Origin of the sequence: Nesterenkonia sedimenti, assembly GCF_012641515.1 — a bacterium.
GTDB lineage: Bacteria > Actinomycetota > Actinomycetes > Actinomycetales > Micrococcaceae > Nesterenkonia > Nesterenkonia sedimenti.
In genome coordinates this window covers 78491-94299 of record NZ_JABAHY010000007.1, presented here as the reverse complement: position 1 = coordinate 94299, position 15809 = coordinate 78491, and the positions used below count along the sequence as shown (strand labels likewise).

11 protein-coding genes and 6 pseudogenes are annotated in these 15809 nt (G+C 60.9%); 8 read left to right on the top strand and 9 right to left on the bottom strand.

What is annotated here, in order from left to right:
• Nucleotides 1–8: 8 nt before the first annotated feature.
• The 4 genes and pseudogenes from HGQ17_RS08975 to HGQ17_RS15895 form a co-directional block, all read left to right on the top strand.
• A complete protein-coding gene (locus tag HGQ17_RS08975) occupies nucleotides 9–1373 on the top strand; it encodes a replication-associated recombination protein A (protein WP_324615239.1) in 1365 nt (454 codons plus the stop codon).
• A gap of 462 nt (nucleotides 1374–1835) precedes the next feature.
• Nucleotides 1836–2286, top strand: a pseudogene (locus HGQ17_RS15710) (transposase); the annotation flags it as partial.
• Entirely contained in the window at nucleotides 2260–2463 is a 204-nt protein-coding gene (locus HGQ17_RS15900) for an aminotransferase class III-fold pyridoxal phosphate-dependent enzyme (protein WP_407670771.1), read from the top strand. The pseudogene HGQ17_RS15710 and the gene HGQ17_RS15900, both read left to right, overlap by 27 nt.
• A pseudogene (locus tag HGQ17_RS15895) lies at nucleotides 2450–2731 on the top strand (aminotransferase class III-fold pyridoxal phosphate-dependent enzyme); the annotation flags it as partial. The gene HGQ17_RS15900 and the pseudogene HGQ17_RS15895, both read left to right, overlap by 14 nt.
• 65 nt (nucleotides 2732–2796) lie before the next feature.
• Here the strand turns inward: HGQ17_RS15895 and HGQ17_RS08955 are convergent.
• The gene (locus HGQ17_RS08955; protein ID WP_168887603.1) at nucleotides 2797–3918 is read right to left on the bottom strand and encodes an ATP-grasp domain-containing protein; all 1122 of its coding nucleotides are present in this window, start codon (nucleotides 3916–3918) and stop codon (nucleotides 2797–2799) included.
• 503 nt (nucleotides 3919–4421) lie between these two features.
• Here HGQ17_RS08955 and HGQ17_RS15300 point away from each other — a divergent pair.
• Nucleotides 4422–4855, top strand: a pseudogene (locus HGQ17_RS15300) (transposase); the annotation flags it as partial.
• On the opposite strand, the pseudogene HGQ17_RS08950 reads toward HGQ17_RS15300, so the two are convergent.
• A pseudogene (locus HGQ17_RS08950) lies at nucleotides 4853–5912 on the bottom strand (IS481 family transposase). The pseudogenes HGQ17_RS15300 and HGQ17_RS08950 sit on opposite strands and share 3 nt — an antisense overlap.
• Nucleotides 5913–6052: 140 nt before the next feature.
• Here HGQ17_RS08950 and HGQ17_RS08945 point away from each other — a divergent pair.
• Nucleotides 6053–6548: pseudogene (locus HGQ17_RS08945) on the top strand (DDE-type integrase/transposase/recombinase); the annotation flags it as partial.
• A 271-nt stretch (nucleotides 6549–6819) separates the two neighbouring features.
• Nucleotides 6820–7284, top strand: a pseudogene (locus HGQ17_RS15890) (IS110 family transposase); the annotation flags it as partial.
• An 81-nt stretch (nucleotides 7285–7365) separates the two neighbouring features.
• Here HGQ17_RS15890 and qcrB read toward each other — a convergent pair.
• The 4 genes from qcrB to ctaE are packed head-to-tail and all read right to left on the bottom strand — an operon-like array spanning nucleotide 7366 to nucleotide 11769.
• Complete coding sequence (qcrB, locus tag HGQ17_RS08935; RefSeq protein ID WP_168887602.1) at nucleotides 7366–9117, bottom strand: cytochrome bc1 complex cytochrome b subunit; 1752 nt, start codon at nucleotides 9115–9117, stop codon at nucleotides 7366–7368.
• Nucleotides 9114–10214: a cytochrome bc1 complex Rieske iron-sulfur subunit gene (gene qcrA / locus HGQ17_RS08930; RefSeq protein WP_168887601.1), complete on the bottom strand. Its 1101-nt coding sequence runs from the start codon at nucleotides 10212–10214 to the stop codon at nucleotides 9114–9116. Before qcrA ends, qcrB begins: the two co-directional genes overlap by 4 nt.
• Before the next feature lie 57 nt (nucleotides 10215–10271).
• Nucleotides 10272–11069: a cytochrome bc1 complex diheme cytochrome c subunit gene (qcrC, locus tag HGQ17_RS08925; RefSeq protein ID WP_168887600.1), complete on the bottom strand. Its 798-nt coding sequence runs from the start codon at nucleotides 11067–11069 to the stop codon at nucleotides 10272–10274.
• Between the two features lie 52 nt (nucleotides 11070–11121).
• Nucleotides 11122–11769 (bottom strand): aa3-type cytochrome oxidase subunit III, encoded by a 648-nt coding sequence (gene ctaE / locus HGQ17_RS08920; protein WP_324615238.1) that lies wholly within the window; start codon nucleotides 11767–11769, stop codon nucleotides 11122–11124.
• Between the two features lie 204 nt (nucleotides 11770–11973).
• On the opposite strand from ctaE, the gene trpD reads away from it, so the two are divergent.
• The gene (trpD, locus tag HGQ17_RS08915) at nucleotides 11974–13026 is read left to right on the top strand and encodes an anthranilate phosphoribosyltransferase (protein ID WP_168887599.1); all 1053 of its coding nucleotides are present in this window, start codon (nucleotides 11974–11976) and stop codon (nucleotides 13024–13026) included.
• A 42-nt stretch (nucleotides 13027–13068) separates the two neighbouring features.
• Here the strand turns inward: trpD and def are convergent, their stop codons facing one another.
• The 3 genes from def to ctaD are packed head-to-tail and all read right to left on the bottom strand — an operon-like array spanning nucleotide 13069 to nucleotide 15807.
• On the bottom strand, nucleotides 13069–13656 hold the full coding sequence (gene def, locus HGQ17_RS08910) for a peptide deformylase (protein ID WP_168887598.1): 588 nt from the start codon (nucleotides 13654–13656) through the stop codon (nucleotides 13069–13071).
• 19 nt (nucleotides 13657–13675) lie between these two features.
• Nucleotides 13676–14077, bottom strand: a complete 402-nt coding sequence (locus HGQ17_RS08905; RefSeq protein WP_168887597.1) for a cytochrome c oxidase subunit 4 — start codon at nucleotides 14075–14077, stop codon at nucleotides 13676–13678.
• A gap of 2 nt (nucleotides 14078–14079) precedes the next feature.
• Nucleotides 14080–15807, bottom strand: coding sequence for an aa3-type cytochrome oxidase subunit I (gene ctaD, locus HGQ17_RS08900; RefSeq protein WP_168887596.1), 1728 nt, complete (start codon nucleotides 15805–15807; stop codon nucleotides 14080–14082).
• Between the last annotated feature and the right edge of the window lie 2 nt (nucleotides 15808–15809).

Genomic DNA, 15809 nt, shown 5'->3' with positions numbered 1-15809 from the left:
CTAGCGGTGTGACTGGTGACCTCTTCTCAACCCCTGAGGAAGACTACGACGACGCCGCTGAATCTTCCGGTGGCCGTCGTCGTCATACCCCCTTGGCTGTGCGGATGCGGCCACGTTCCATCGAGGAGATCGTGGGGCAGAAGCATCTGCTGAAAGAGGGGTCTCCCCTGCGGGTTCTGGCCGAGGGCGCGAAGGGGCCGGCCGGACCCAGTTCGGTGATCCTCTATGGTCCTCCCGGTACGGGTAAAACGACAATCGCCCATGTGATCGCCCGCGGCGGCTCGAGGAAATTCGTGGAACTCTCGGCCATCCGTGCCGGAGTCAAAGACGTCCGGCAGGTGATGGATAAGGCCCTGGATGATCGGGATCTGCGGGGTATCACCACCGTACTGTTCCTCGATGAGATTCACCGGTTCAATAAGGCTCAGCAGGATGCGCTGCTACCAGGTGTTGAGAACGGGTGGGTAATCCTGGTGGCAGCGACCACTGAGAACCCGTCCTTCAGTGTGGTGGCCCCGCTGCTGTCCCGATCGCTCCTGCTGACGTTGACATCCTTGACCAGTGAGGATCTCGGTGAGCTCATCGACCGTTCACTCCATGATTCCAGGGGCTTGGCTGATCAGTTCACCCTCGACGACGACGCCCGAGATCATATTCTGCGGGTCTCCGGAGGTGATGCCCGCCGAGTGCTGACCACTCTGGAGGCAGCTGCGGCAGTGGCGGCCGGGCGGGATTCTGCCGAGATCACCTCAGCCGATGCCGAGCAGGCAGCCGATTTCGCCGTGCAGAGGTATGACAAGGATGGCGATCAGCACTATGACATCATCTCGGCCTTCATCAAATCCCTGCGCGGCTCCGATGTTGATGCGGCCCTGCACTATCTGGCGAAGATGATCGTTGCCGGGGAGGACCCGCGGTTCATTGCCCGGCGCCTGGTGATTGCAGCCAGCGAGGAGGTGGCCATGGCTGACCCCAGTGCCCTGCAGACCGCTGTGGCCGCGGCTCAGGCTGTGCAGCTGATCGGGATGCCTGAGGGCCGGATCATTCTGGCCCAGGCGACCGTGCATATTGCCACGGCCCCGAAGTCGAATGCTTCCTATAAGGCCCTGGATGCGGCAATCGCTGATGTTCGTGCCGGCAAGGGCGGGCCGGTGCCGCCGCATCTGCGTGATGCTCATTATTCAGGGTCACATCGCCTCGGGCATGGCAAGGGTTATATCTACGCCCATGATGCGCCTCATCATGTCGCTGCCCAGCAGTATCCACCCGATGATCTGGTCGGCACTGACTACTACTCCCCCACCCAGAGTGGTTATGAGCGCAGCGTCAGCGAACGCTTGGAACGGCTCCGCGACATCGTTCGAGGAACGTGAGGGAAGCAACCCGTAATTTCCAGAGCATCTTCCCTATGTTTTTTCCATGGACGGATCCCGGGAGCAGGCCGAGGCTGAAGAGCTGAACTCGGAGCCCAAAAAGCCAAAACAAGCTCGGAGACGCTGGGTGAAACACGTGGTTACGAGTGCACTCCCGTTGGCCATAGTTGCCGGTATCGGGCTCTATAAACATTGGCCCCTCAGCGTGCCTACTAAGCGATGACTTGCGGGTCAGAAGCGAAAACCAGTGCATCAGCAGGTGACGCCCAGCACCCCCTCACCCCAGCCCATGAAGCCCGGGTCCGCAGGGCGGCTGTGGGCTCCCGATCTCAGAGAACTGGAGGAGCTGTTCGACGTCACTTTCCGGCACCACATTGGCGACCTCGATCAGGAGCACTCCACCGATAAAGGCAGCAGCATGGTCGTCAGTGATGAGGAAACAGCGCTCCAATGTGGACGACCCACCGCATGCTGCTGTCAAGAGCCGGAGATCGACTCACTCACCGAGGCTGGGCTGTACCGGCTAGAAGAAGTCCTCGATGATGCCGACTTCGAGGTGGTCCCTGCACCCTGGGCGGTCAAACAGCGCCTGCGGGCCATGCTGGCCGCCAAGGACATCTCAGCGGTCCAGAACGCCCGAATTGACTTCTAGATGACCGTGGCAGCCGCTGACATGGTAGAGACAGACAAGATGGCGGCCACCGTCAAGAAGTGGTGGACCGAGATCAAAGTCTTCGTGCGCACCCGAATCAACAATGGACATACTGAAGCCGCCAATACCGCGATCAAGCACATCAAACGCGCCGATCGCGGGTTCCGCAACCATAGGAACTATCAATCACGTATCCTAGGCACCAGCGTCAGGCACACATGCCGACACCAAAGGATTTCCTACCGACAAAGACTCCACGCTCCACGGGTAATAGCCGTTCCAGGGTTCTTCAAGCAAATTGTTCATTGGTGGCGGGAAAACGGCGTCGTCTTCATCGCCGATGAGGTGCAGACAGGCTTCGCCCGCACCGGCCGCTGGTTTACAGAAACTAGATCACGCCGCCCTATGAGTCGAAGACCTTGTCCGCGAACGCCTTGAAGAGGTTCAGAGAAGTGATCCGCGAGTATGGGATATACGGGACCGCGGAGCAATGCTGGCTTTTGAACTTTTGGATCCTGCGACAGAAGGTCTCGACGCGCCATTGACCTCGGCTGTGGCGTCGGCAGCCGGTCAGTCAGGTACGACCACTGTGACCTGCGGAACCTATTGCCATGTTGTCCGCCTTCTCCCCTACCCGCTCATTGCCAGCCACGATCTCCCCATTGAGGGTCTCGGCGTCATCACTGACGCTTTGGCTGAAGCTTGAACGCTGTGCCACGACTCAGCCAACCCGACTGCTCACGGCGAGCAGGGCCAGCCGCCCCTCCCGGACTAGCGTCTTGTTTCTGACGAATCGCTTGTGGCTGCCGGAAACATGGCTTCTACCAGCATTGCGGCAACATCTCTGCTGGGACCGGCCCAGGGGTAGTGATGACCGGTAATGAGCGGGCTACTGTTGACTTCTAAAACGTGTGGCTCGCTCCCATTGCCATCCCTGGGTAATAGCATGTCGAGACCCGCGACACGCAAACCTGGGATAGCGCGAGCAACGTTTTCTGCCATCGCTATTTCTCCAGGAGTCATATCGTCAGTGGCATCATGGGCCTCACCGCCACTACTGACATTTGAGTTTGAACGCAACCATACTTTCTGACCACGTGCAGGAACAGAATCCAGACTCAACCCTTGGGAGCCTAACTTGCTTAACACGGCGTCGTCGATAGTTATTTGAGATTCTATATATATTTTATTTTTCGAACTCAATCTCTGCTTATTTTTATTGTGTATAAGTTTGTTTATAGTTGACCTGCCATTTCCTAGAATATGAGCTGCAATACGCCGTTGAGCCGCCGCGACTTTTCCGTAGATGAGCAGAACTCGATGTTCCTCTCCGGGGATGAAACGCTCAACAAGGACCTCGGTCACAGACTCTGCAACCGTGTTGAAGGCACTTTCGAACTCAGCGAACCCGTCGATACCAACATGAACCAGGTCGCCCTTACCTCCGTTGGGAGGCTTCACCACCACTGGCAACTTGCACAGAGCCCACTGCCATGCTGGGCCAACATGTTCTGCACCGAACACCATGTTATCTGGTGCATTGACACCGTAATTTCTAAGCAGCCGGGCCGTCACGTCCTTATAGAGGGTGCAGCGCCTAGCCAGCACTTTATTGATATTCGATCGCGAGCCGTCAAACCAGATGCGCCGCTTCCCGAGATAAAGCGTCAACCGCCGACGCTCATCGGAAGACACCGCGATTCCACGACTCATGGCCCGGTTGGCAATTAAGGTGGCCGTGGGGCCAGCATTAATGCCGAGTTCACGCAGATGCTTGCGTGTTTCCGCGAGGTCCACTGAGCAACCTTTCGCTGTCCGCCAACGAACCAATACAAATCCGTCATTTACTGAACCACTGTCCTGGTTGTTGATTCTAAGCTTTTCAATAGTCATGCGCAATTTCGTTACTTCAGAAGAGCGGTCACCATACTGCCCTTACGAACGAGGTAAGCAAGCAGGTCATGGACACACGCCTAGATGAAGCTGACTGGGGTCTGGTGATGACACTTCGCAAATAAGCCCGATGTGGTTCTCCTTTAAGGAATCTATCAAACGACACTTTCTCTATTCTTTTAAAGACACATTGGCGGTTAATTGCGGAGGTATGTTGAGTCAAGGTGCTCACCCCTGTTGAATGATGGGTTTGCGAAGAATCAGATTGTCTACCGATGGACGCGAGCTATGTTCCAGCCTACGGACCCACACCCCTCTCTGCCCACTGCCAGCAGCCATGCCGAAGCCTTTCAAGATCCGGTCTCGGTGGTGTTCAACCTCGTCGGCTACCAGTAACAGCCTGTGATCTGCCGCTGGGTGGGCGCCGGGTCATCGCGGCGGCCAACAGGAGATAGGTGGCATGCCCGGACTGCGGTGTGATCTCGGGCCGGGTACGCCAGTGAATCAAGGACCTCGGGGCCGGGGGTGCCTCCAACTACGGCACGATCAAGCGGGTAACTACCCAGCTGGGCTACGGGGTGGAGTGCCTGCGCAGGTGGGTCCGCCAGGTTGAGGTCGATGCCGGAGAAGCACCGGGCGTTAGCAGCGAGCAGTCAGCACGGGAGAAGGCCTTGGAACAAGAGGCCCGGGAGCTGCGGCGGGCTCATTAGATCCTCAAGCGTGCAGCGTCCTTCTTTGGGGCGGAGCTCGACCGCCAGCACAAGATCTAGCCGATTTTATCGACACCCATAAAGACGAGATCGTCGAAGGTCGGCGGCTTGGAGTCGAGCCCATCTAGGCTGTCCTGCCCCAGGCGGGGTGGCAGGTGGCTTCCAGCACGTATTTCGCGGCGAAGATCCTGGCTCCTTCAGCCCGGGCGTCCCGGGACGCTGACCTAGTTGTAGTTCCCCGTGAGGTTGTGAACGCGAGCTGAGGGAACAGCGCCTCCTGGCGCGGTGTGGGTTCTGTGGTGATTGTAGTAGTGCAGGAAATTCTCGTACGAAGCTGCACGGCAGGATTCACTGATGTAGGAGCGAGCGTAGGCCCATTCGTTCATCAACGTGCGATTGAACCGCTCCACTTTGCCGTTGGTCTGTGGCCGGCGGGGTCGGGTTCTCTTGTGCTTGACCTCTGGACCGAGGGCGTTCTTGAATTCGCCTGAGCGGTAGCAGGAACCGTTGTCGGTCATCACCGCGCTGACCTGGACTCCGATGCTGGTGAAGAAGGCCTCCGCCCGGGCCCAGAACCTGGCTGCGGTGTGTTTTCGCTCATCATCGAGGATCTCCGAGTAGACCACTCTGGAGTGGTCATCGACCGCGTGATGCAAGAACCGGTAGCCACGAGAAGCTGGCGCCCCGGCTCGGGCTGCTGCGTCCGTGGCGCGGTGGGCCATAAGATCCTGGACTGACNGCCCCGGCTCGGGCTGCTGCGTCCGTGGCGCGGTGGGCCATAAGATCCTGGACTGACCCGCGGCCGTGGGCCCGCCATCCTCCTCCGTCGGGGATCCGGCCCAGCTTCTTGATATCGACATGGATCAGCTGCCCGGGGGTTGAGGCTTCATACCGGTTCGCCAGTGGGCGGCGGACTCGCAGCCCGGTGGCCTGATCGATCCAGGCCAGTTTCGGCATCCGATACCGATCCAGGACCCGGCCCACGGTTGATCGAGGGATGCCCAGCCGGGCGCTGATGCGATGTGGTCCCCACTGGCGGGTGAACCGCAGCGCGATGATTCGGCGTTCCTTTCCTCGGCTGAGCTGACGCGAGCAGCGGCGTGGCCGGCTGGAGCGGTCCCCGAGTCCTTGGTGGTCTCGTGCTCGACGGACCCAACGAGAAACGGTAGCCGGTGAGACCTGGAAGCGTTCAGCGACCCGCCGCTGCGGCCAGCCATGATCGAGGACGAGAGCGACCATCCGAGCTCTGCCCTCAGGTGTCATTGGGGCGTTACGGTGAGTCATGGAGACCTCCGGTTCTAGGTGTGCTGGTGGTACACACACCGATACCGGAGGTCTCTGTTCAACTCACGGACCGTTCACAACGTGTCGAGGAACTCAACCTAGTCCGGCAGCTAGTAGCCCTGCATGCGGGGAACTAGAGCGTCTATGGGGTCAGGAAGCTGTGGAAGGCCGTCCAGCGGGCCAGGGTGGGCCTCGGTCGGGAGTCAGACCGCCAGGCTGATGAAAGCAGCTGGGGTAGAAAGTGTTCAGCGACGGAAGAGGATCCGTACCATCACGCTCGATGCGGCAGCGTCTCGGCACCCTGATCTGGTGAACCGCCAGTTCACTGCCACCGCGCCGAACCGGCTATGCGTCACCGATCTGACCTTCGTGCCCACCTGGGCCGGTGTTGCTTATGTGTGTTTCATCATCGACGCGTTCAGCCGGATGATCGTCGGTTGACGGGTGGCATCCAATATGCCCACCGAGACCGTACTGGATGCCACTGAGATGGCCCGCTGGGCCAGAGGCCCGAAGCATGACCAGCTGCGGTGTCATTCGGCTGCCGGCATCCAATTCACCTCCATCCGCTACGGGGACCGGTTGGCTGAGATCGGGGCGGTGCCCTCGATCGGCAGCGTCGGAGATTCCCATGACTGTCAGTCTGTTTCCAGCGGGTTCTGCAAGAATCGAGTAGTCCCGGCCGGAGCGCTCTGACCCTTGCTTATGATTGGCTCCGAAGGTGTTTTGGCGTTGTACTGTCGAGCTGCCGGCCGGGCAGGCAAGAACATGCTGCCGGCCGGGTTGGGAGTGACCAATAGGACTCTGGAGCCAAGCGAGTCAACGAAGCATCCCCGTGACAGTCCTGTCCACCTGACCGACGACAGTGTGCAACGTTCACACTAGGCCGGCAAGGAACACCAGCACTATGGGCACAGAGCCTGACATCAGATCCGGGTACGTCGTCATCGGCGTCGATACCCACAAATACATCCACATCGCCGCAGTGATGGACTCCGTCGCTGGAATCCTGGCCACGTTGACGACCAGCACTGATACCGGCGGGTTCAAGCTGTTACTGACCTGGGCAGAATCCCTCGGGAAGGTCCTTGTCTTCGGCATCGAAGGCACCGGCTCTTACGGGGCCACCATGACCTCATTCCTGGGCCGAAACGGCCACAAGGCGATCGAAGCCGGAAGGCCAGATCGGCCGATGTGCCGGATGAACGGCAAATCCCACACCCTCGATGCCGAGAATGCCGCACGAGCGAGACTCTCAGGGCTGGCCACAGCGACCCCGAAGACCGCTGATGGCGCCGTGGAGACGATCCGGCAACTGAAGGTCATCCACGACACCGCAGTGCGTGACCGCTCAGCAGCTATGGTGATCCTCAAAGACATGCTCGTCCACGGCGACGACGACCGCGCACCTTCAGTCGGTGCGGGGGCGTCGTCGCTATTCAGCTATTGGGCCTCAGTGGCCGTGGGGGTCGTGGCCGTGCGGCTTTCCGCTGGTCACCGACTCCTGAGACTGGGCCGCCTCGAGACCGGTGGTCTCGTGGTCGTGGCCATGGTGCTCCAGGGCCTCGAGGTATTCCTCGCGGCTGACCGGCTCCACACGGTCCTCGAACCAGATGCGGTTCAGACGTGCCCGAATCTTCTCGGTCAGAGTCACCTTACCCTTGGCGTTCGGCTGCGGGCCGGAGGGCTCCGGTGCCTCGTAGGAGACCAGAGTCCACAGCTCGTACTCCGAGGGCATCTTGTGCCTCTCGTGGAACTCGCCCTCAGGGCTGACCTCAATGACACCAGCCTCATGGCCGTGCAGAGCGACCTCACGGTCCTTACGCTGCAGAGCCAGGCAGATGCGCTTAGTCAAGATGTAGGCGATAACCGGGCCGAGGAAGAACAGCACACGCGACCAATAGGTGATGTCGTTCAACGACAATCCGAAGTGGGTCGCGATGAGGTCGTTGGAGCCCATACCCCACATGATGAGGTAGTTGGTCACGACAGCAGCGCCGAAGGCGGTGCGGGTCGGGGCGTTCCGCGGACGGTCCAGCAGGTGGTGTTCCTTCTTGTCCCCGGTGATCCACGCTTCGATCCAAGGCCAGACGAACATACCGAGGAATATCGCCGCCACGGGCAGCATCGGTATCAGCACCGGCAATGCCAGTGAGTTACCGCCCCATGGTGTCGGGATCACCCATTCCAGGGAAAAGTCGCCGAGATAACCGGGCATCAGACGCAACACACCCTCGAAGGGTCCGATGTACCAGTCAGGCTGGGCGCCTGCCTGCACCGGTGATGGGTCATAGGGGCCGTAGTTCCACAGCGCGTTGATCTGGAAGGTACCTGCGATGAAGCACAGGATGCCCAGCACGATGAAGAAGAAGCCGCCAGCCTTAGCTGCATAGACAGGTCCGACCGGGTAGCCAACCACATTGCGCTCAGTACGACCGGGTCCGGGGTACTGAGTGTGCTTGTGAACGACCACCATGAACAGGTGGACCGCGATCAGGATCAGGATCAGCGCCGGAATGATGAAGATATGCAGGCTGTAGAGGCGCGGGATGACCTCGTTACCCGGGAACTCTCCACCGAAGAGGAAGAAGCTGATGTAGGTACCGACCACCGGCACAGCCTTGAGCATGCCGTCGATGATTCGCAGACCGTTACCGGAGAGAACCTCATCGGGCAGGGAGTAACCGGTGAACCCGGCACCCAGACCCAGGATCAGCAGCGAGCAGCCGACGACCCAGTTCAGCTCACGGGGCTTGCGGAATGCACCGGTGAAGAACACGCGGAGCATATGCACGCTCATGGCCAGGACGAACAGCAGTGCGCCCCAGTGGTGCAGCTGACGCATGAACAGACCACCACGGACATCGAAGCTGAGCTCCAGTGCGGTGGCGTAGGCCATGGACATCTCCAGACCCTGCAGCGGGGCGTAGGAGCCGGAGTACCGGGTGGTCGACATCGAGGGGTCGAACCAGAAGGTCAGGAAGGCTCCGGAGAGCACGGTGATGATGAAGCTGTACAGCGCCACCTCACCGAACATGAATGTCCAGTGGTCAGGGAAGACCTTGCGTCCAAACTCCCGGACGATGTTGGTGCCGCCTACACGGGTGTCCACGTAGTTGGCGATACGCCCGGATTGAGTCTTCGGCTCGTACTGGTCGACCTCGAGGTACTGGGCCTCGGTGTATTTCTCTTTGGAGGCACTCATGATGCTGGGTAGTCACCTTCCGGGTCGGTGTGGCCGCGCTCCCAGTAGGTCGGGCCGACGGGTTCGGTGAAGTCGCTGGTGGCGATGAGGAAGCCCTCGTCGTCCACGCTGATCGGCAGCTGCGGAAGCGGACGTCCGGCAGGGCCGAAGACCACCTTGAATTCGTCAGCTGCGTCGAAGGTCGACTGGTGGCAGGGGCAGAGCAGGTGGTGGGTGTGCCGCTCGTAGAGCGCCACCGGGCAGCCCACGTGGGTGCAGACCTTGGAGCAGGCGATGATGCCCTCGTGGGTCCAGTTCTCACGTCCGGGGGTGGGCTCCTGAAAGTCATCCATCGGCAGGCGCATCAGCAGGGTCACGGCCTTGGCCTTCTCAGAGAGGCGGGTGCCGTGGCCGGGGATCTCGCGGAGGGTCTCCGGGATCACGTGCATGGCCGAGCCCACGGTGACATCTGCTGCCCGAATGGGGGTACCGGTGGGGTCACGCACCAGGCGAACACCGGGGCTCCACAGGGAGTGGCGCATACGCTCGACGCCGAAGTCCTCACTGCGGTCGAGGTCACGGAACATGACCACTGCCGGCAGCGGGGCCAGCAGGGCGGCAGCGATCAGCGTGTTCCGCATCAGCGGGCGACGCTTGATCTGGGTCTCGTCGATCACGTCATTGACGATCTTCTCCGCCTCTTCGCGATCCTTCTCCAGGCGCAGAGGCTTCCGGTCCTCCACAACCTCGTGATCAGGCATCAGAGTCTTGGCCCAGTGGACCACGCCGAGACCGATGCCCAGCATTGCCAGGGCGGATCCGATGCCGAGCAGGGTGTTCTGGACCCGCAGAGCGGACATGCCTTCGAAGTAGTCCTCAAAGGCATCCATGCGGCCAACAGCGAAGTAGCCGACAAAGAAGATCACCGTGCCGATGATGGAGATGAGGAACAACGTGCTGACCTGGCGCTCACTGCGCTTGGCCGCCTTCTCGTCCACATCTGCCAGCCTGGGGCGGTGGGGCGGCAGGCCAGGGTTGTCGATGGCGTACTGGCCCGACTCCCCCTCGCCGGTGGCGACGACGGCGCTTGATGAGTCGCCGTTACCGTGCTCGGCCATATGGTTCTCGTCCTTTGCTGTGTCTTAGGTGCGGTATGGGTTTTTACAAGGGTGTAGCTAGGAGGACCGTGAGGTCAGCCAGACCATGGACCCGATCAGCAGGGCCAGGCCCAGGGTCCAGATCAGCAGACCCTCCGAGACTGGTCCAAGGAAGCCCAGTGAGAAACCTCCTGGGGTTCCCTGCTGCTCGTAAGTCTGCAGGAAGGCGATGATGTCTCGCTTATCCTCCGGCGGAATGTTCGAGTCACTGAAGACCGGCATGTTCTGCGGACCGGTGGTCATCGCGGTGTAGACATGCACCGGCTCAACACCGTGCAGACTGGGCGCGTACTTACCCTCGGTCAGTGCACCACCGGCGCCGGCGGCGTTGTGGCACATAGCGCAGTTGATGCGGAAGAGCTCACCGCCGCGGGCGGGGTCACCGGCTTCCATATCCAGGTACTCATCATCCGGAACTGCCGGACCTGCACCCAGGGAGGCCACGTAGGCGGCCATCTGGGTGGTCTGCTCTTCATTGAACTGCGGCGGCTTCTGCTGAGCCTGGGGGCCCTGCATCTGCATCGGCATACGGCCGGTGCCCACCTGGAACTCGACCGAGGCGGCGCCAACGCCCACCAGAGAGGGTCCAGCGTCGGTGCCCTCGGCGTTCATGCCGTGGCAGGTCGCACAGTTGGCGACGAACAGCCGCTCGCCCTCGTCTACCTGTTCGTCGTCGTACTCGCTGGCCGTGTTGGTGGCCTGCGCCTGGTTGACGGTAGTCGCGGCAGCATAGAGCCCGCCGGTCAGCAGCAGCCCCAGGAGGAGCAATGCCACGAACGCGAACGGGTGGCGGCGCTTCTGCGAGAGTGCCTTCACTTCAGCCGGTTCCTTTTCTTGTCGGTGCGGTGTACAAGCTTGGGTGTTCGGGTCATACCAGCAGCGGCAGGATGTAGACCACGCCGAAGAGCGCGATCCAGACAACATCCACGAAGTGCCAGTAGTAGGAGACGACGACGGCCGCCGAGGCTTCCTTATGGGTGAACTTCACGCTGAAGTACGCCCGGGCGATCACGTACAGGAAGGCGAAGAGACCGCCGATGACGTGAAGGCCGTGGAAGCCGGTGGTGATGTAGAAGGCGGAGCCGAAGGCATTGGTCTGGATGGAGACGCCGTGGGAGACCAGAACTGCGAACTCGTAGGACTGGCCGGCGATGAATACAGAGCCCATCAGGAACGAGAGGATGTACCACTCGACCATGCCCCAGTTCTTCACATTCCAGAACCCGCCAGTGCGGCGGGGCTGGTGACGCTCAGCGGCGAAGACGCCGAACTGGGCAGTCACCGAGCTGGCGACCAGAATCACGGTAATGATTCCGGCCAGCACAATGTCCAGGCGCCCACTGTACTCGGCCCACATGGCCGGCTGCGTGGAGCGCAGGGTGAAGAACATGGCGAACAGGCCGGCGAAGAACATCAGCTCGCTGGTCAGCCAGACCATGGTCCCCACGGAGACCATGTTCGGGCGATTCGGCAGCGTGCGAGCCGGCGAGGCGGGGGCTTCGGTTGCAGACGTCACACAGACATTATGTCCTGAAAACACTGCGCTTTGCATACGCACCGGCAGGTGTGGCGTGTGGATGCGATCCCTGCAATTGCAGTGTTTCCGCGCCATCTCTGGGATCGGAGGGTACTGGGGGCTCCGAAAGTGACGAAAATATTTCTACGAGAGGTAGAAGAACTTTGACATCGAGGGGTCCTCTCAGTGGCTAAGGTGGGGTGCATGAGCGATCCGTCGAAGACTTCTACTGTTACGTGGGCCGAACTTCTGGAGACCCTATTGGCCGGCGAGGACATGTCCGCCGAGACTGCCTCCTGGGCCATGGACCAGCTCATGGGCGGCACGCTCAGTGATGCCGAGGTTGCCGGATTCCTGGTAGCCCTTCGCGCTAAGGGTGAGACCGGCCCAGAACTGCTGGGGCTCTCTGAGTCCATGATGGGCAAGGCCACTGCGATATCGATCCCCTCCCCTGCTCTGGACATTGTCGGCACCGGAGGTGACCGGCTGGGTACGGTCAATATCTCGACGATGAGCTCATTGGTGGCTGTGGGGGCCGGAGCGAAGGTGGTCAAACATGGCAATCGCGGCGCTTCGACCACTGCCGGAGCCGCTGATGTGATTGAGGCCCTCGGCGTCGATCTCTCGATGCCCACCGAGCGAGTAGCAGCTGCTGCTGAGGAGGTCGGTATCACCTTCCTCTTCGCCCAGCAGTTCCACCCGGCGATGAAACACGTTATGGCTGCCAGGAAGGGCCTGGGTATCCGCACGGTCTTCAACTTCCTGGGGCCGATCTCCAACCCGGCACGACCCCATGCACAGGCCCTGGGATGCGCTTCAGCTGAGCTGGCGCCACAGATCGCCCAGTCACTGGCTGTACGCGGCACGCAGGCGCTTGTGTTCCGCGGCCAGGACGGCCGGGATAAGGTCACCACCTCCGCGGCTACGGACATTTGGGAAGTCCGCGACGGCGCGGTGACTCACCTCGAGCTGCGGCCAGAGGATGTGGGACTCCCCCAGGTCAGAGTGGAAGATCTCCAGGGCGGTGGAGCCGCGGATAATGCCGCGACAGTCCGGCGAGTACTCGGTGGTGAGCCTGGTCCGGTCCGGGATGCGGTCTTGCTGAACACCGCCGCGGGACTCACTGCGCTGAACCCTCAGGCCGAGGGTGACCTTGTCACACGACTGCGGTCGAATATGGACAAGGCCGCCCACTCCATTGATTCTGGAGCGGCGGCCGGTGTCTTGGAGAACTGGGTTCAGTTCAGCCGAAGCTGATGATGCACGGCCACTGGCAGCGGATTCAGGCGCTGCCAGTGACTACTCCTCGTCTGCGCCGAAGGGATCGGGGTCTACTCCTGGAAGCCAGGAGTGTCCCGGCTGATTCCAGCCTTCGCGTTTTACGATCTTCTTCCAGCGTTTGGCATAGCGGTCATTGAGCCGGTTCACATAGAGGCACCCGTCGAGGTGGTCATATTCGTGCTGCATGATGCGCGCGAACCATCCACTGGCTTCGAAGTGCAGAGGGTTTCCCTCGGGATCAATGCCGGTGATCTCAATGTGGTCGCTGCGTTTCAGGGGGTAGGTGTACCCCGGCGCAGAGAGACAGCCTTCGGATTCCTGGTCCGGATCGGGGTTCTCCCGGGAGACTTTGCCGATCAGCCGAAGCCTTGGATTGATGATGGCACCCTGGGGCGGAACACCTCCGGTGTCACCGCCGTATTTCCACAGAAAGATCCGCAGCCCCACCCCGATCTGAGGGGCGGCGAGCCCGACGCCGTTTGAGGCATCAAGGGTGTCCGCCATATCAGCGAGGAGGCTGCGGATCTCGTCGTCGATGGTGTCAACCTCGGCGGCCCGTCGGTGAAGGACGGGCTCACCGTGGATGACAATCGGTCGTACTGCCAAGGAAGGAACCTGCCCAGTCTCAGTGGGCGTAGGTCTTGCGGTTGCCCTCCATCACCCAACCGGTGATGAAGAAGACAGCCGGGATGCATGCGATGAGGAAGACCCACCAGTCGATGGCGATACCGAAGAACAGGAACGCCAGGGAGGCGCCCAGGCCCAGCGGCCACCAGCTCCAGGGGTAGAACTCACCGTAGTTGCCTGCCATGTCAGCGATCTCGCCCTCGGGGTTGTCACCGTCCATGGCACCGTGGTGCTTATCGGTGGAGCGCAGGTACCACCAGAGCATGAAGCCCAGACCGGCGGTCAGCAGCAGCAGTGGGAAGCCTGCCAGCTCGGTGAAGCCGGTGACGAACCCGTAGATGAAGGCTACGACCAGGCAGAAGACACCCAGCATGGCGAAAATGCCGATATTGGTTTTCATCCTTAGATACCTGCCTTGTCTTTCTGATCAGCCGGACCGAAGACCTTACCTGCCGGGCTGTGCAGGCTGTGCCGCTCTGCCAGCTCGGGGTGGTGGAGGTCGAGGGCGGGACGCTCGGAGCGGATCCGCGGCAGCGAGTAGAAGTTATGCCGCGGCGGCGGGCAGCTGGTGGCCCACTCGAGGGAGCCGCCGAAGCCCCAAGGATCGTCCACCAGGACCTTCTTGCCCTTGCGGTGGGTGATCCACACGTTCCAGAAGAACGGGATGAGGGAGGCACCCAGCAGGATGGAGAAGATCGTGGAGAACTGGTTCATCGCGGTGAAGCCGTCTTCGACCATGTAGTCGGCGTAACGACGTGGCATACCCATGACACCCAGCCAGTGCTGGATCATGAAGGTGCCGTGGAAGCCGATGAACAGCATCCAGAAGTTGATCTTGCCCAGACGCTCGTTGAGCATCTTGCCGGTCCACTTCGGCCACCAGAAGTAGAAGCCTGCGAACATCGCGAAGACCACGGTGCCGAAGACCACGTAGTGGAAGTGGGCGACCACGAAGTAGGTATCGGAGAGGTGGAAGTCCAGCGGCGGGGAGGCCAGGATGATTCCGGTCAGACCACCGAAGAGGAAGGTCACCAGGAAGCCGAGGCACCACAGCATGGGCGTTTCGAAGGTTATGGACCCTCGCCACATAGTGCCAATCCAGTTGAAGAACTTCACACCCGTTGGGACCGCGATCAGCATGGTCATCAGGGCGAAGAAGGGCAGCATGACCGCACCGGTGACGTACATATGGTGCGCCCAGACGGTCACCGAGAGGGCTGCAATGGCAATGGTCGCGTAGACCAGGCCCTTGTAGCCGAAGATCGGCTTACGGCTGAAGACTGGCAGGATCTCGGAGATGATGCCGAAGAACGGCAGGGCGATGATGTACACCTCGGGGTGGCCGAAGAACCAGAAGAGGTGCTGCCAGAGGATGGCACCGCCGGATTCTGGATCGAAAATGTGGCCGCCGAAGCGCCGGTCCATACCGAGACCGAACAGTGCGGCTGCCAGCGGCGGGAACGCCATGAGCACCAGGATGGAGGTGATCAGGGTGTTCCAGGTGAAGATGGGCATACGCCACATGGTCATACCGGGAGCACGCATGCAGATGATGGTGGTGATGAAGTTGACACCACCGGCGATGGTTCCGAAACCGGTCAGCGCCAGACCGAAGACCCAGAGGTCGCCACCGACACCCGGTGAGAACGTCGTATCGGATAGTGGCGCATAGGCGAACCAGCCGAAGGATGCCGCACCCTGCGGGGTCAGGAAGCCGGCGACGACGACCAGGGAGCCGAAGAGGAACAGCCAGAAGGCCAGGGCGTTCAGACGTGGGAAGGCCACATCCGGTGCGCCGATCTGCAGCGGCATGATCACGTTGGCGAAGCCGGCGAACAGCGGGGTCGCGAACATCAGCAGCATCACCGTGCCGTGCATGGTGAACAGCTGGTTGTACTGCTCCTTGGTCTGCAGGAACTGCATACCCGGTTCGAACAGCTCGGCGCGGATGATCAGCGCCATCACGCCGCCGAGGCAGAAGAACAGGAAGGAGGTGATCAGGTACATGTACCCGATCGTCTTGTGATCGGTTGTGGTCAGCCAGTTGACCACAATCCGGCCCTTGGAGACAGGCACCGAACGCGACACCTGCCCGCGGGCGTCATCGGAGGAGTATTCCATCGTCGTCATCG

Bases quoted from the DNA above. Each gene is read 5' to 3' on its own strand.
- HGQ17_RS08955 (WP_168887603.1), bottom strand. From the start codon at position 3,918: ATGACTATTGAAAAGCTTAGAATCAACAACCAGGACAGTGGTTCAGTA.
- HGQ17_RS08905 (WP_168887597.1), bottom strand. From the start codon at position 14,077: ATGAAAACCAATATCGGCATTTTCGCCATGCTGGGTGTCTTCTGCCTG.
- ctaD (WP_168887596.1), bottom strand. From the start codon at position 15,807: ATGACGACGATGGAATACTCCTCCGATGACGCCCGCGGGCAGGTGTCG.
- trpD (WP_168887599.1), top strand. From the start codon at position 11,974: ATGAGCGATCCGTCGAAGACTTCTACTGTTACGTGGGCCGAACTTCTG.
- qcrB (WP_168887602.1), bottom strand. From the start codon at position 9,117: ATGAGTGCCTCCAAAGAGAAATACACCGAGGCCCAGTACCTCGAGGTC.
- qcrA (WP_168887601.1), bottom strand. From the start codon at position 10,214: ATGGCCGAGCACGGTAACGGCGACTCATCAAGCGCCGTCGTCGCCACC.